The 15,559-nt window shown below is 42.0% G+C and carries 13 protein-coding genes; 2 read left to right on the top strand and 11 right to left on the bottom strand.

The genetic code is table 11. The features are described 5' to 3' along the window. Positions 1 to 620: 620 nt before the first annotated feature. The 5 genes from ACN6NF_RS03240 to ACN6NF_RS03220 all read right to left on the bottom strand — a co-directional run bounded on the left by ACN6NF_RS03240 (position 621) and on the right by ACN6NF_RS03220 (position 6,935). On the bottom strand, positions 621 to 1,904 hold the full coding sequence (locus tag ACN6NF_RS03240; protein ID WP_474315052.1) for an MFS transporter: 1,284 nt from the start codon (positions 1,902 to 1,904) through the stop codon (positions 621 to 623). Between the two features lie 120 nt (positions 1,905 to 2,024). Further along, positions 2,025 to 2,690, bottom strand: a complete 666-nt coding sequence (locus tag ACN6NF_RS03235; RefSeq protein ID WP_474315050.1) for an ArsR/SmtB family transcription factor — start codon at positions 2,688 to 2,690, stop codon at positions 2,025 to 2,027. Positions 2,691 to 3,018: 328 nt separating this feature from the next. Beyond that, on the bottom strand, positions 3,019 to 5,367 hold the full coding sequence (locus ACN6NF_RS03230; protein ID WP_474315048.1) for a glycoside hydrolase family 2 TIM barrel-domain containing protein: 2,349 nt from the start codon (positions 5,365 to 5,367) through the stop codon (positions 3,019 to 3,021). Between the two features lie 82 nt (positions 5,368 to 5,449). Continuing rightward, entirely contained in the window at positions 5,450 to 6,244 is a 795-nt protein-coding gene (locus tag ACN6NF_RS03225) for a Nif3-like dinuclear metal center hexameric protein (RefSeq protein WP_474315047.1), read from the bottom strand. Positions 6,245 to 6,371: 127 nt separating this feature from the next. Continuing rightward, a complete protein-coding gene (locus tag ACN6NF_RS03220; protein ID WP_474315046.1) occupies positions 6,372 to 6,935 on the bottom strand; it encodes a 5' nucleotidase, NT5C type in 564 nt (187 codons plus the stop codon). Positions 6,936 to 7,433: 498 nt separating this feature from the next. Here ACN6NF_RS03220 and ACN6NF_RS03215 point away from each other — a divergent pair, with 498 nt between their 5' ends. Then, positions 7,434 to 8,417 carry a glycoside hydrolase family 5 protein gene (locus ACN6NF_RS03215; RefSeq protein WP_474315044.1) on the top strand — a complete coding sequence of 328 codons (984 nt, stop codon included), beginning with the start codon at positions 7,434 to 7,436 and terminating at the stop codon, positions 8,415 to 8,417. A 109-nt stretch (positions 8,418 to 8,526) separates the two neighbouring features. Here the strand turns inward: ACN6NF_RS03215 and ACN6NF_RS03210 are convergent, their stop codons facing one another. Then, positions 8,527 to 10,380, bottom strand: a complete 1,854-nt coding sequence (locus ACN6NF_RS03210; RefSeq protein WP_474315042.1) for a beta-galactosidase — start codon at positions 10,378 to 10,380, stop codon at positions 8,527 to 8,529. A gap of 121 nt (positions 10,381 to 10,501) precedes the next feature. Here ACN6NF_RS03210 and ACN6NF_RS03205 point away from each other — a divergent pair, with 121 nt between their 5' ends. After that, positions 10,502 to 11,476, top strand: coding sequence for a bile acid:sodium symporter family protein (locus tag ACN6NF_RS03205; RefSeq protein ID WP_474315041.1), 975 nt, complete (start codon positions 10,502 to 10,504; stop codon positions 11,474 to 11,476). Positions 11,477 to 11,545: 69 nt separating this feature from the next. Here ACN6NF_RS03205 and ACN6NF_RS03200 read toward each other — a convergent pair whose 3' ends face one another. The 5 genes from ACN6NF_RS03200 to ACN6NF_RS03180 form a co-directional block, all read right to left on the bottom strand. Then, positions 11,546 to 11,974 carry a MarR family winged helix-turn-helix transcriptional regulator gene (locus ACN6NF_RS03200; protein ID WP_474315039.1) on the bottom strand — a complete coding sequence of 143 codons (429 nt, stop codon included), beginning with the start codon at positions 11,972 to 11,974 and terminating at the stop codon, positions 11,546 to 11,548. A 131-nt stretch (positions 11,975 to 12,105) separates the two neighbouring features. Beyond that, the gene (locus tag ACN6NF_RS03195) at positions 12,106 to 12,840 is read right to left on the bottom strand and encodes an SDR family NAD(P)-dependent oxidoreductase (protein WP_474315037.1); all 735 of its coding nucleotides are present in this window, start codon (positions 12,838 to 12,840) and stop codon (positions 12,106 to 12,108) included. 393 nt (positions 12,841 to 13,233) lie between these two features. Next, complete coding sequence (locus tag ACN6NF_RS03190) at positions 13,234 to 13,734, bottom strand: hypothetical protein (RefSeq protein WP_474315036.1); 501 nt, start codon at positions 13,732 to 13,734, stop codon at positions 13,234 to 13,236. An 8-nt stretch (positions 13,735 to 13,742) separates the two neighbouring features. After that, positions 13,743 to 13,895, bottom strand: a complete 153-nt coding sequence (locus tag ACN6NF_RS03185; RefSeq protein ID WP_220388326.1) for a hypothetical protein — start codon at positions 13,893 to 13,895, stop codon at positions 13,743 to 13,745. Between the two features lie 436 nt (positions 13,896 to 14,331). Then, complete coding sequence (locus tag ACN6NF_RS03180) at positions 14,332 to 15,537, bottom strand: TraB/GumN family protein (RefSeq protein ID WP_474315035.1); 1,206 nt, start codon at positions 15,535 to 15,537, stop codon at positions 14,332 to 14,334. Positions 15,538 to 15,559 lie beyond the last annotated feature (22 nt).

Raw genomic sequence — 15,559 nt, 5'->3', positions numbered from 1 at the left:
CATGTATTAGGCACGCCGCCAGCGTTCGTCCTGAGCCAGGATCAAACTCTCCATTAAAGACCAACCGAGGTTGGTTATAGAAAGAGCGATTAGCTCATGTTGAAACTGACGAGATAAAATATCTCTTGTTTGATTTTGCGAACAAAATCAGTTTACTCACTCGTTGTTCAGTTTTCAAAGATCAAATTCTTTTTCACTGCGTTTTTCAGCAGCTATAAGATCATACCATGTACATTTCAAAAATGCAAGGGTTATTTTTTCTTTTTTACAAAGATCATTTCACCCTATTTATTCTTTTTTGAAACGGCTGTTTTGTTGTCAGCTCAATTAATATACCATTTTGCTTTGCTGATTACCACAGGTAAATTATACAACTAACTATATACAACGATAACATTTCGGTTTATACCTCCTATTGTGCATTTGGACATCTAGACAGATCGCCACACCGTTCCTCCAAAAATATATTATATTATAAGAAGAGCAATTGAACCTTTTACTTTTAGAATAGGGACCTGTGCAAATTATGAAATGAGGACTTCTCTATTCGTTTTCATGCAAGCTGCTCCCCTCGACATTTAAACACAAAAAAAACGACCATATGGTCGTTTTTTTCTAGTCTATACTCTCTTTGGACGCATCCATAACATGATAGGAAGTAACGCCAGCGCCAGAATCCCCCCCGCATAAGAAAGTATGGAATAGCTTGAATTTGCTACAATCATCCCGGACAGTGCTCCTCCCGAAGCTCCTGCCAAAGCAATAAGTACGTCCACTGATCCCTGTACCTTAGCTTGATTAGATGTTGTCGTCGAATCTACGATCAAAGCGGTTCCGCTAATCAGTCCAAAATTCCACCCTATCCCTAAAAGAGAAAGCGCCACAATAAGCATAACCATCGAATCTGTGGGAGCCAACGCAGCTACTACGCCAGCGAGAAGTAGCGTTACAGCTGAAGCCATCGCCATCGCTATACGACCAATCTTATCGACAAGAATACCCGTAACCAGAGAAGGGAGATACATAGCGCCAATATGAAAACCGATGACTAATCCTACTTCGCCGAGTCCATGACCATGGTGCTTCATATGTACGGGAGTCATCGTCATAATTGCAACCATGACAATTTGAGTTATTATCATGATTAAAGCACCGAGAATAATTCCTTTTTTGCCATCACGAGTAACCTCAAGATCAGAAGACGACTGGCTTCCTTGCGCTGCCTGATTCGCAACCGCTTTGGCCACCAATAAAGGGTCTGGATAAAGGAGTAGCAATAATATTAAGCCTGCTAATGTATAGGCTACAGCCGCTAAAAGAAAAGGTCCCGCTAAACTTGGAACTCCAATGGAAAGCGCAAACTCTCCGGTAACGTTAACTAAGTTGGGACCAGCTACCGCTCCGATCGTTGTAAAGACCATAGCCATACTCGCAGCTGTTGCTTTCTGTTTTGAATTTGCAAGATCTGTACCGGCATAACGAGCCTGCAGATTTGTAGCCGTTCCCGATCCATAAACAAGAAGGGAGACCAAAAGCAGGGTAATACTATTCATAAGAGCTGCAACAACGACACCAATCGCCCCAACTCCCCCTGCAATAAAACCGAGTCCCAACCCCATTCGTCTGCCGAATCTTTGGGAAAATCGACCAACGAGGAGCGCTGCAACTGCTGAACCAAGTGTAAATAGTGCCGTAGGAATCCCCGTGAACTTATCCGTACCCAGCATATCTTGCGCCAACAACGCACCAACGGTTACTCCGGCCGCTAGTCCGGCGCCTCCAAAAATTTGAGAGAAAATGACGGTGATAAGCGTACGACGATACAGTTTTCTTTGCTTATCTGTAGATTCCGCATAGGAATTGATAAGCGCTTGCTTCTTCTGCGAAGCATTTGTCAAATTCATTAAGGCTAACATCCTCCCCTGATTCCCTTCAGAACAGTTATCTATTTTTTCATCAAAAAGTGACGGTCTTATCGGCCCACTCGATAAGCTGCATTTGCAAAACGAAAAGCATTCCAAGCTTCATGATCCTGTCTCCTCGTTAAGAATAAAGTTGTTCCAATCATGCACACTCTTATCCAAGTGTCTAGCTTCGAAACCACGAGCTTGCAACAATGCTATTGCTCTAACCGCCATCAAGCAATACGGGCCTCTGCAATAAGCCACAATCTTCGAGTCGGCTGGCAACAAAGACAACTGCTCTGCTAATTCTTCAATTGGAATGGAAACAGCTCCTGGTATATGAGCAGTTTCATATTCATCTCGCGGCCGCACATCAAGAAGTGTGACCTCCCCTTTTTTCATCCGCATTGCCAATTCTTCCATTGTGACTCCTTCAACATCTGAGAATTGACCCAAAAATTGCTCTTTAATGTGCTGAACTTCAATTAACTGCTTTTCAGACAGGTCATACAGTGAATTTAAAAAATCCAAAACAGAAGAGTCAGAAAGTTCATAATAGACAAAGTTCCCTTGCTTTTTGGATTGAACCAACTTAGCCTGATATAGCGTTTGTAGATGCTGGGAAACATTGGCAACGGACATCGAAGTCATTTTAGATAGAACTTCAACTGATTTGGGTCCTTGTATGAGAATATCAAGAATTTCCAACCTTTTCGGGCTGGACAAGCATTTTCCGATCCGTGCGTATTCGGTGAAAAGCCCATCTTTGAAATCTCGTTCGTTCACTATTAAACACCCCATTCATTAAACTATTCAATTAACTCCTTTAATAATGGAATTATAAGTCTTCCTTTTTTTCATGTCAATTCTGAAATATATTCAGTTTGCACGCAAAAAAGCCAGCTACAAGAGCTGGCCAAAACTCATTTCCCCCCTAACCCAATTTCAAGGGACAGGGAAACTTTATAACAGTATGACATTCGATCCGCCGTATATAAGTAATTCGGCTCTATATATTAGCGAAGCTACTGTACTCTCATCAAGCATCTTTGCTGTTCACATAAATAGCGAGACACAGAACAATACAAATAGAAGCAGCTCATTTGAGTAGTCATTATTCTTCTTCCACTTTCAGACTGATTTCTCCCTGTAACTCCCCATCTGCTGAGGCTTGAAGCAACAGCTCACCAGCCACATCCCCGGATTGTACGATTACAAGACACCTTCCTCTGTGTGTTCGTCTCTCTTTCCCCTTGTAGAGTTCATCGCTGGTGAGATCGCCATTGTCTATCCCAAGGATACGGCCATCACCATGCAGTTCAAAGCTCAACTCAAAATCCCGGTTAGGTACAATGATCCCGCGTTGATCTATAACGGTTACTTCCACATGAGATATCTCATGCCCATCAGCAGGTAGAGTCGCCCGATCAGCCTCCATTTTCAGAGCATAAGGAAGCCCGGCGGTAGTCAGTTCATGTTCACAAACCTGCTGATTCCCATTGCGGCCTATAGCCCGAATTTTGCCTGGTGTATAGGGGAGCTCCCATAAGATTAAATGATTAGGGTAATCAGCCAACTTTCTCTCACCGTATGATTCCTCGTTCACGATCAATTCCACGCTCTCGCAGTTGGTAAAGGTAACCAATCGTATCAGTTTTCCTGCGTATTCTGGAAATGTCCAATGATCTTCCATAGCCGGCGATTTCCAGTGCATCGTCCATGTCGGATTATATTCCGATTTCATGTGCTCATTAAATACGGCTATGTGCACAACTGGCTGATCAGACCAAAGACTTTGCTGGAGATAAGAAACAGGTTTGCGGAACCCACAAGTGTCAATCAGGCCGGAGGACCACCCTTTGGAGGGGTAGCTTGTTTCACCCAAATAGTCGATTCCACTCCAAACAAATTGACCGATCACATAATCATGATTAGCGACATCAAACCAGGGATTCAAGGGCCAATAACCTTTAACCCGGTTATCTTTACCCCGATAATATGGGAATGTCTCTGTTCCAAGGATAAGCGTATCCGGCATAGCCACTCTATAGTGTTCATACCACTGCTCCTGATAGTTCAGCCCCAGCACATCCACTCGTTGGGCCAGCAGCTTGGTATGCTCTACCTTGGCCTCAATCGAACCATCACGCAAGCTGATCGGTGTATTATACGGCTCAAGCGCACAGGTAACAGGCCGGGTTGGATCTTTTTCATGGCAAAAGGCAACGAGTTGCTCCAACATGTTTAGCATGGACGGTTGACCTTGGTTCTCCACTTCATTACCAACGCTCCACATAAAAACACTAGGATGATTCCTGTCTCTAACAAGCATGGCCTCCAGATCCTTTTCCCACCATTCATCATATAAATGCTCGTAGGAAAGAGATTTCCATTTATCAAAAGCCTCATCCACCACCAAGAAACCCATCTGATCACATAAGTCTAATAATTCGGGCGCCATAGGATTATGAGCAAAACGGATTGAGTTGCAGCCCATTTCCTTCAGCTTATCCAGCCTTCTCTTCATTGCTGTATCATGGTAAGCAGCCCCCAGGCAGCCTAAATCATGGTGAATGCACACTCCCTTCAGCTTCAAGCTGCTTCCATTTAGCAATAATCCTTTTTGAGAATCGAGGATCACTTCTCTTATGCCAAAAGGGATACGATAACGATCCACCTCAGTATTGTCGCAATAGATCGTCGTTTGGGCTTCATAGAGCACCGGGTTGTCCGGTGACCATAATTCTGGTTCTAAAACGCGCGTATTTTGCTCTATTCCCTCCGTTTCAGAGCCCGCAAGAGTCACTCGGTTTTCAATTTTTCCTTTTAGTTGTCCCTGTGAATTCAGTATCTCAGTCATAATCGTACACTCTACGGCATGCGCATGGTGATTACTGACCTGGATTTTGGCACTCACCTTGGCTTCATCCAGTGAAATTTCAGGTGTCGTAATGTAAGTCCCCCATTCGGTTATGTGAAGATAATCCGTACAAATCAGCCAGACATTACGATAAATACCAGCCCCCGAATACCATCTGTCAGGTGGGAGAAGCGTATTGTCCACTTTGACGGCAATCACATTCTCCTTATCCCATCGAATATAAGGAGTCAAATCATATTGAAAGCTCACATATCCATAGGGCCGTTTGCCCACAAAATGCCCATTCACCCACACCTCACTATTACTGTGAATACCATCGAATTGTATGTATACGCGCTGTTTTGGAGAGGAGAGCTTCACATTAAAATGCTTTCTGTACCACCCGACAGACCACCTGGGCAAATAAGCTTGATTTCCGCCATACAGCATATATGGATCAAAGGACTTTTCAATACTCCAATCATGAGGGATATGAAGGTTCTGCCAATGCTCATCGTTATAATCCTTCTTCTCAGCACCTGTGTAGTTACCCTCTATAAATTTCCAATCTGTTCTGAATGGCATAGTCACTCTGCTTCCCATTATCTTGCCTCCATTTCATAAAGTGGATGAACGGATATAAACAACAGTGCGGGATGATCATCATAAATAGGTACATACTCGCTTACAATATTGCAAACACGGGGCGGTCCTCAACAAAGTAGACGGGGAGCATTGGAAATTGGGCGGAAAGTGTATCAGCAAGATACTTCATACCAGGTGCTTCACTTTCAGCATGTCCCAGCATGATAAGTGCTTTATTTTGCCCTTGATAAACAGCGTCTTTCACATATTCTGGTGTTTCCCATTCAGGCCCTTCACCAGCAATAATCAGGTCTACATGTTCATGTGAAAATAATGGGATGGTTAGTTCACCACTCCCCCTATATCCGACTAAGATTCCCACTCGTTCACATGGCATGGATGCCTCGCCAGCAACTCGTACATAACGAATATGAAGTTTGGCTTTTATATATTCAGCAATCTCCTTAACTTTCATAGTCGGAATAGCCAAAATGGCGGAAGCAGGCTGCTGTTTTACAACGTAGGCGTGCCAGTCAAGCGCCTGAAGAAGTCCAACCATCACTCCATCCGGTTGATAACGGTGTATGGTGTCATGAAAACGATAAATCCCTATACCTGAATCGGCGACCAGGCGAGATTTGTGCAAATAGACGGGATCATGTAGTAAACATTCCTGCATCCCGTGATGGCTATAATAAATACTTTCATGCGTAATGATAAAATTCGCGCCAAGCGAAATAGCTTGTTCTATCACATATTGCGACGCACAGAAAGCGGTTACAATTCCTTGAATCTCAGTATCCCTGAGCTCTGGGTTAAGCAGATCTACGGTCGTATTGGGTATGTCTATTCCCTTTGTCAGATGATTCACCATCTGCCCCATAGTCATGGTCATACACGTATCCCTCCCCATGAAAGATATGTATCAATTGTACCATTTTATTCTATTATGGGGTCTATTATTTCTAGCAAAATAGCCAGCTCCAAGTGAGCTAGCTGTTTTACGAATGCATCTATTTTTTTTATTTCAGAACTCCCAAAATGGAGTCAATTCGTTCTTTTGCTCCTTGCCAAGATGCCATGACCGGGAACTCATATTGCTCTCTTGCCTTCATATTCCATGGATGAGGAATACAAAGCACCTTCTTCCCCTCCTGCAGTGCAGGCACTAAATTATGAGGACCATCATCAATCAGGAGATCATAGTTAATCAGATTCTTTCGTTTACATGGGAAAAAGTTCTCAATCGGAATGAATGGCATATGTCTTTGAAGCCAATTCCATTTCTCCACGACGGTTTTTGGTTCTGCCGCTGTCACAATAATGACATCAAAAGCATTGCAAAGCTTCTCCATTTCTTCTACGACATACTCGTCATACAGTTCAAGTTCCTCAAACAAACCCGGTCGTCCATAAAATACATCATGTGTGCTTTTGGGATGACGTAGATGATCGGTGTTCCAATCTAACATTTCTTCATAACGAAGCGGATGAGTGGGAAATTCACTATTGTTATGGTATATAGCCCGTTTGACGAGATGACAGATCGTATCGTCCATATCGACTGCTATGATTGGTTTTCTCATCATCTTGCCCCTATCCATTCTGGTAAAAGTATTACGAGAATATCATACAATAATTTAATACCGGGGTGAAGCTTGGCATGAAGCTATACTATCGGTTCCTCACATGACTCCTGATAGCCAACCAAACATATTGTTAGGTTTGTTTACATTCAACAGATTAATTATCAAAATTAGTTAGGTTTAATTTTATTATTTTTAACTAACTCACCATACATATAAATCAATTAAACATATCATAACAGGGAGAAAAATTATAATAAAACCTTTAAAAATCACACTTTAATAAGAAATCTATACAGATATGATCTGAAAACAAAAATAAATTAAAAAAATCAATTGAATAACAAAAACACAAATGGTAGAATAACGAAAAATAACTAATAACAAAAATGAAAGCGCTTTATATTGTGTTTAGCTTACTGCTATTTACATACTTACATACCTACTCCACCTCTACATAGCAGGAAGTTGAATAATATATTTTAGGGAGGAATAAAAGTGAAAGCATTGTTAAGAAAAGCATTATTGTCTGGACTCGCCAGTCTGCTTATCATGATTGGTTTGGGGGGATTCTTCTCCAAGGCGCAAGCTGCTTCAGTTTTTTATGTAAGCGGTACCAAATTGTATGACTCTACAGGCAAACCGTTCGTTATGAGAGGCGTTAATCATGCTCACACTTGGTACAAAAACGATCTTTATACTGCCATCCCAGCCATTTCCAAGACAGGTGCTAATACCGTGCGGATTGTCCTTTCTAACGGAACCCAATACACCAAAGATGACATAAATTCCGTAAAAAATATTATCTCCCTAGTCACAAGTTATAAAATGATTCCTGTACTTGAGGTTCATGACGCTACGGGTAAAGACGACTATGCGTCTTTGGATGCGGCTGTGAATTACTGGATTAGTATAAAAGAGGCCCTGATCGGCAAGGAAGATCGGGTTATCGTGAATATTGCGAACGAATGGTATGGCTCCTGGAATGGAGGCGGTTGGGCAGATGGGTATAAGCAAGCGATTCCCAAGCTGAGAAACGCAGGTATCAAAAATACGCTCATCGTCGATTGTGCTGGTTGGGGGCAATATCCTCAGTCTATCAATGACTTTGGTAAATCTGTATTTGAAGCGGATCAATTGAGAAATACAGTGTTCTCCATCCATATGTATGAGTTCGCTGGTAAAGATGTCCAAACTGTTCGAGCCAATATTGATAACGTTCTGAATCAAGGACTTCCACTCATTATTGGTGAATTTGGCGGTTACCACCAAGGAGCAGATGTCGACGAAACAGAAATTATGAGATACGGCCAATCCAAAGGCGTAGGCTGGTTAGCCTGGTCCTGGTACGGCAATAGCTCCAACCTTTCTTATCTTGATCTTGTAACCGGACCTAATGGCAATCTGACCGATTGGGGTCGCACCGTGGTAGAGAGAGCCAACGGGATCAAAGAAACATCGAAGAAAGCTGGTATCTTCTAAACTATAAGAAAAGAAAATGTAATAGACTCATGGTTGAACCACCATGAGTCTATTACATTTTTATACTTCGTACTAAAAGCACTCGCTGAGCGTCTCTGATCTTACCCTGTTATACGGTGATTTGGATTTCATACACAGGCACAATGCTGACCGTGCCAATGTCCGCAATTCGTTCCTCCGTTGACTCTTTCCAGCCAGCCATGGTCGTATTGCTGTTTAGAACCTTGCCCTTTCGAATTGGAGCAACGTATACGTACATCCCTCGCTCGATAAGCCGATGTTCAAATGATTTTAAACCTATTTCCCATGTCGTATGGTTGCAGAAATTATCGTGAATCAGTTCGCCATCAATAAATGCATAACCGATGTCTCCCGTATAATCGATACGAAGCAAAGCCTCCTTGATCCCATCCAGGGCATTTATTTCGAAATCAAGGACGAATTTACCACTATTCACCCTATTCAGGTTGAAGTGTATTTCTTTCTTAGGGGCTCTTAACCGATACGTTGTAAATAATTCACTTTCTGTTATCTCAAACAACTCTCCACCGGATATGGATGTGATTGAGTCGTCAAAATCCGGGAATACACTCAGTGTTACAGTCTCCTGATCTGTTGATTCCAGTCTTATCTCTGCTCCAGATACAAGTAAATTAGCACTTGTAAAAATAACCCTGTCCCGACCTTGCAGGTTGACCTTCCAAAACTCCAAGCTTTGTTCATCAGTCATCGTGTAGATGGCGACTTTTTGACCACTTTCAGATACCAGGCGGATGACACTCTCTTCCTCTTCAGTAACCCGAATGATCGTATTCCCATCCAATTGTTCTATCGAACCTTTGTCGATTGTGGCACGGATGATATCTTTTGACTCCAATGCATATGTTCCTTTCATCCCATCTGGTACAAAGAAAAAATAATATATTTCTCCATCCTCTTCTATCCTTGTTATCAGCTGTGCTGTTGCATATTTGAGCTTTATTCCATCCAAATTAAGGTTAAATGGCAATATAGCGAAGCTATCCCTTCCTAAGGTCAGTTCACCTTGACTAGGGATTACAATCGTTTCCTCAGGCAGCTCAATGCTTACATTAAAATCGTATAGGTCGTAATTTTCAACATGGTCCTGGAAATTATTTAGAAACAGGTACCCTGACCCGGCACTGGAGCGCACTGCATAACGTAAGGTATCCACATCATAAGGGTCCATTTGGAACGCATTCTCTGGCAAAATAGTCTTCGTCAGAGAGAATTGCTTTTGGAATGTTGAAAGAAAATAATGCTGCAGCTTTGTTCTTCGATATGACTCCCTTAATTGACCGAACTCGCCGATCATGGCATTGAAATCATAGGATATTTTAGGTGTTGCCAGATCGTTCGTGAACGGGTTAATCTTACCTCGTGGATTGGAACCCCCATGATACATATAGTATCCGATCAGGTTACAGCCTTCTGCAACCTTCATGACAGTCATCGCTGGAACACTACGATAGGGAAATGCAAACCGGTATTTATAAAACTGAACCATGCCGCCACCCATTTCGCAGCAAGCGTACGGATAGTCTTCCGGGTCATATAGGGGCTCAAAATTGTAGCTTTTCGGAATCTTGTTATTATGCTTGTCTCGAAAAATGTATTCCGGTGTCGCAGGATGCTCGTCCTTCCCCTCCAAACGTCCCTCTTCATAATAGATCCACGGCCAGTAGGCATACCCGCCCCATAACGGCAGCATATCAGGAACAGGCGTTGTCGCTCCTCCCCATCCTGTACACGTATAGATCGGTGTATTAATCCCTGCTTCGAGTGCTATTTGTTTAAGTTTTAACATATGGGAATTACCGTCACTCCCAGAGTTTAGCCACATATCATTAATTCCTACAGTCAATCCCCACTGAGCAGAGGAATGATGATGCTCGTTTTCGATTTGGGTGCCGATGATCGGCCCACCCTCCTTATATAACAACCCTTGAACCTGAATAATTTAAAGGGCTGATTCATTCATTTCATAGATGATCCCACCTATACCGATCATTTACGGATCAAAGGGCAAAGTCTATACTTAAGTACAAAAAAGGAAGTTTTGTATGCTCCTAACGTTGAATCGAAGACTCAATGCAGCTATGCCGCTAATCACACCCATTAGTATTCTAATTGGCGTCCTGATCGGTACGCCATTGTCCCAATATACCGAGCTTTCTCCCTGGCTGTTTGCCTTCATGACCTTCGCGGGCAGCATCAGCATGGGATTCAAGGATTTTATACATGTGATCAAGCATCCTGGTCCGCTGATCGCCTGTCTGTTTATTCTTCACCTGGCCATGCCGCTTCTCGCCATGATGCTTGGGCACCTGGCTTTCAGTGATGATCCTTATACGATTACTGGACTGATTCTTGGTGCAGCTATCCCTACTGGCATTTCCAGCTTCGTGTGGGTTAATATCTACAAAGGCAATACTGCGCTGACATTGGCGATCATTCTAATTGATACAATTTTGGCCCCGTTCGCTGTGCCAGGCATTATGTCCCTGCTGATCGGAGCGGATGTCCAACTCGACACCTGGGCAATGATGCAGAGCCTGTTCTGGATGATTGTCGTTCCTTCATTAATCGGCATGGTGTTGAACGAATGGACCAAAGGAAAGATTAAGCAAGTGTGGGGGCCTCGGCTGGGCCCGTTTTCCAAGCTGGCTATGGCTCTAGTCGTCATGATTAACGGATCTGTCATCGCACCTTACTTGGTCGACTTTAATCTCAAGCTTGTCGGAGTATGCCTCTTCATCATTATCCTTGCCTCCACTGGATATGCGATTGGTTATCTCATATCATGGCTGATGCGGTGGAATAATGCAGACCGAACGGCGCTGGTCTTTAACGGCGGCATGCGCAATATCAGCGCGGGGGCTGTGCTAGCCATCACCTATTTCCCGGCTCCGGTAGCGCTGCCTGTAGTACTCGGAATGATTTTCCAACAGTCCACAGCATCTCTGGTCGGATTTTTGCTGAGTCGCCGTGACCGCGCCAACGCTAAGAATAAGCACAGTACGCTCTCTGCTTCTTAAAGTCAGAGCGGTTACAATTATTAATAAAAAGAAGCCGCCACATGGCGGCTTCTTTTGTGATTACCTGTATCAATCCTCACTCATGACCTTATTTAGTTTTTCATAAACAGACAACAAGGCCTCTCTTTCTTCTTCAGTTAGGTTTTCAAATAGTTCTCTTCTAAGCTGTCGTCCGTCTTCCTGCGCTTTATTTAGCATTTCGGTCCCCGCGTCAGTTATTTGGAGGTACACAATCCTCCTGTCCTCCTCATTCGCCACTCGGATAACCAGTCCTTTTTTTACAAGCTTTCCAGATAGATGGGTTAATGTCGGAGGAGTTAGCCCCAATAACCTGGCCAGATCAGAAGGACGGCACTTTTCGTAATTATTTAGATACGAAAGAATAAGAATATGTGATATCCCCAGATTCTCATTAAACATTTTATTCCACTTAATTAACAGGTTATTGGTAACCTGGTCCATTGCATGAATCAATGTAAATATATTTTGTTCTTTCATTAATATTCTTAACCTGCTTTCTCAAATGAAGTAATAGCCCCCTATATTGTATAGGGGGCTTGTATAAAAGTCATTCTTTACTGAAAGAAAGTCAGGCATATATCCTTTTCCCAGTAAAGTGAAGCCTAATTTTATTGGGCAGAAAAACCACCATCAATAACAAGCTCCGATCCCGTAATGTATGAAGACTCGTCCGAAGCCAAAAACAAAGCAGCGTTAGCTACATCATCAGGTCGACCAAGTCGCTGCAATGGAGTCGCTTGAATTAAGTGGGTAAGCATTTCTTTAGATGTGCTAAGGGCTTCAGTCATTGGTGTCTCAATAATGCCCGGAAAAAGCGTATTTACACGGACCCCAAACCGGCCAAACGTTGTTGCCGCAGCCTTCGACAAAGCACGTACAGCACCTTTTGAAGCGGAATAATGATTGAATCCCTGACCGATTTGAGCGGTGTAAGAAGAAATATTAATGATAGCGCCGCTCTTTTGGGCAGCCATATACGGGGCTACATGCTTAATACCTGCAAACGGACCATACCCGTTAATCGACATTAATTTATGCCAGTCATTTAGGTCGATATCCTGATATCCTTTCTCAGAAGTTATTCCTGCATTGTTAACCAAAATGTCAATTTTACCGAATTTATTGTTCACTTCTGCGGAAAGAGCCTTCCAATCCTCGTCAGAAGAAACATCCAGTTTCATTCCGTACACATTCGTTTTCTTACTAGCCCGTTCAAGAGCTTGATCATTGATGTCTGCAGCAATAACTACAGCTCCCTCCTCACTGAAGAGGTCAACCATCCCTTCTCCTATCCCTGATCCTCCGCCTGTGATTATAGCAATTTTACCTACCAGTCTATTCATGTTGATATCTCCTTTTATCATTATCAATTTACTCAAAATTTATATATTTAGATATTTTAATTAGATATCTAAATATTAGATGCCTAAATTATATTCCTTTTATACTCAACATACAACTGCTGCTTTATCCCAGCCATATGGTTAGTTGCTATGTAGAAAGGAGTAATATTATCGCTCTCGAATAATAAAAAGCACCGGAGATTTCTCCGGTGCGCAGAGTATCGAGAAACTTTCTCGACAGCTTTTTTTATGTGTTTATATTCTTGTGTTCAGTGATCTTTTCAATTATATTATTTCGATTTTAAAACACTGTCCAATATTAGGAATCTAAAATATTATTTCTGAGTAGAGCGAAGCTTAGGCTTATATACTTAATTTTTTCCGATTAGAAGTTTATTTTTTTCCAATCAGTCTCACATTTTTTTCGTATGTTATAAAACCTTCAGCCGAAAACCTTTTCTCAAGCGCCCTACTAGCCTCATATTTACTACAATCCTTTTCCACATAAATTTCATCTTGTGAAATTAATATAAATATAGAAGTAGATGCATCGTTATTCGCCAAATAGAAACCCAATAATTCGTTGTATTGAGTACTAAAAAACAAACCTATATATTCTACTCTGAGTTTAATATTTTCTTTAGATTCAGCCAATCCTTCATAACTTGCAAATAAATTAAAATCATCCAAATCGTAAATTCTATTCACTGAGATTAACGGATTCATGCCTCTTATATATAAGCCTATAACATTACCATCATCTTTCTCAAGGAAAAGGACATGATCTAATCTCTCATTATCATCCTCATCATGTAAATAAATAATATTAGAGATTTCTTTTTGCTCGAAAAAATAATCAAACTTTTTTGTAAAAGATATTATATAGTTATTCATAGTCGTCCTCACTCTCTAATCAAATCTAATTCTGATTTTAACTTACTTGATAAACGATCTCCTTTTTTATTTAAGAAAGTCAATATCTCGTTTGTTTGTCGATTAACTAAAACAACTGCATCCCCCTTAACAAAAGCGTCTACAGACTCTATTGTTTCCACTACTAGATTAGGAAAGTTACGTATTTCCCCCATGTCGCTTCTACACTCTCATTGGCAGAGTTTTTTATTTCATTGAACACAATTCCGCTTAGTCTCATCCAGGTCTTTCATAAAAGAAAAGGACTTTCCCTATACAGCCCATACTCTTTTTTAGAGCAAAACGATGTGCTTTGTTTAGAAGTCGTTGAGGACGCGGCTTATTATAGTACCAAAACCGCGTTTCTTTGAGGTAGCAGCTAAAACAGCACAGGAGCGATTACAATGTTATCCTGATAGTCATGTTCAAATCATTAAGTCCACTGAAGCTTACAATATTGTGGCTCAAGGAGCCGGTTGTATGGTGTTGGGTTATTTCTTGTCCACGCCTGAGATGAGAACTTGAATCACTCATAACAAAAAAGACGAGCCTATCGACTCATCTTTTGGAAGTGATTGCTTATTTACGTACGACGTCATAGCCTTTATTCTTCAGTAATTGGATGACTCCATGCTCACCCAGATAATGCCCAGCGCCAACAATGATGAGATACTCCGCTTTCTTGTCACTGTTAAGATAGCCCTCAATTTTATTGGCCATGCCAATATTCCGATCAGTCAGCATTGCTTTGTTATATTCAGGGTTAGCAGCCATACTGTTGGTGAATTCAAGCAGTTGCTTGTCATCTCCTGACTTCCACATTTCAGCCAATTGATCCACGTTGTCATCCAGCGTATCATAATTATCCAACGCGGTTTTCAGATTCTTTTCCTGTAGTTCCTGGGAGAAGTTATCGAACATGCCCAGTTGAGATTCGAACGATTCCAGTTCCAAGATCGGTAACTTACGCTTCAGGGCTTTCTGAATAAAATACAGATCAATTCCCGCTTCCGCTTTATATCCTGCCTTTATTGATTTCAGACTGCTGAGCGTCGTCTCAGCAACCCAAGGCTTATATGCATCAAACGCATTTGGCTCCATTCCGTTTTGCTTCAGAATTTCTCCAATCTTCGCATACGTCTCCTTGGATACATGATCCTTCAGTGTCGTGCCATCCTGATACATACCCATTTTCATAATCAATTGTTGCTGCTCTTCATCTGCTGCTTTGCTGATGTCGATCTCTACCCCCAAATAATCGGCTTCAGCAAAAGCCTTCTCAAACTCCGAACGCAGGGGATAGAAACTGTCATCCGCAATGTGGATCGAACCGACTAAATAAACGGTATTCCCTTTATTCTCAACTTCCCACATAAATCCTCGAGCATTTGCATTGCTTATTGGGGAGACCAGAAGCACAGTGCGGGATTTATGATCCCATTGAACATCGTAGCCTGCGGCGTCACCGAGCACCCGAATCGGTGCATACGTCACACCGTTGATGAGTTTAGTTTTACTCTTCAGTGTAATTTTCTTTCCATCAACAACAATATCAATAGCTCCGCTTTGTACATGGGTCAGCTCCATGTCCAGCGATTGCAGAGTTTTTTTCAGCGGAACCATAGTTGTACCTTGTTCCACAACAGGTGCATTCATTGCAAACTCGACGTTTTCGTTATTAACCTTTAATGAAGGTTGCTGTGGAGCAGCGATTGCCGGAGCAGTTGTTGCAAGCATGCCTGCCGAAACAATAAGGGATAAGAGTGTTCTTTTCCAATTTTTCATGTTGAGTTCTCCTACACCTAAA

It is taken from the genome of Paenibacillus sp. TSM33, from assembly GCF_056099025.1.
The sequence above is the reverse complement of the archived record's forward strand: the minus strand, read 5'-3'. Positions and strand labels throughout refer to the sequence as shown.

What these genes read in the sequence shown, in the direction of transcription:
- ACN6NF_RS03195 (WP_474315037.1), bottom strand. Translation starts at nt 12,840, where the DNA reads ATGAATAGACTGGTAGGTAAAATTGCTATAATCACAGGCGGAGGATCA.
- ACN6NF_RS03190 (WP_474315036.1), bottom strand. Translation starts at nt 13,734, where the DNA reads ATGAATAACTATATAATATCTTTTACAAAAAAGTTTGATTATTTTTTC.
- ACN6NF_RS03200 (WP_474315039.1), bottom strand. Translation starts at nt 11,974, where the DNA reads ATGAAAGAACAAAATATATTTACATTGATTCATGCAATGGACCAGGTT.
- ACN6NF_RS03240 (WP_474315052.1), bottom strand. Translation starts at nt 1,904, where the DNA reads ATGAATTTGACAAATGCTTCGCAGAAGAAGCAAGCGCTTATCAATTCC.
- ACN6NF_RS03205 (WP_474315041.1), top strand. Translation starts at nt 10,502, where the DNA reads ATGCTCCTAACGTTGAATCGAAGACTCAATGCAGCTATGCCGCTAATC.
- ACN6NF_RS03225 (WP_474315047.1), bottom strand. Translation starts at nt 6,244, where the DNA reads ATGACCATGACTATGGGGCAGATGGTGAATCATCTGACAAAGGGAATA.
- ACN6NF_RS03220 (WP_474315046.1), bottom strand. Translation starts at nt 6,935, where the DNA reads ATGAGAAAACCAATCATAGCAGTCGATATGGACGATACGATCTGTCAT.
- ACN6NF_RS03180 (WP_474315035.1), bottom strand. Translation starts at nt 15,537, where the DNA reads ATGAAAAATTGGAAAAGAACACTCTTATCCCTTATTGTTTCGGCAGGC.
- ACN6NF_RS03230 (WP_474315048.1), bottom strand. Translation starts at nt 5,367, where the DNA reads ATGGGAAGCAGAGTGACTATGCCATTCAGAACAGATTGGAAATTTATA.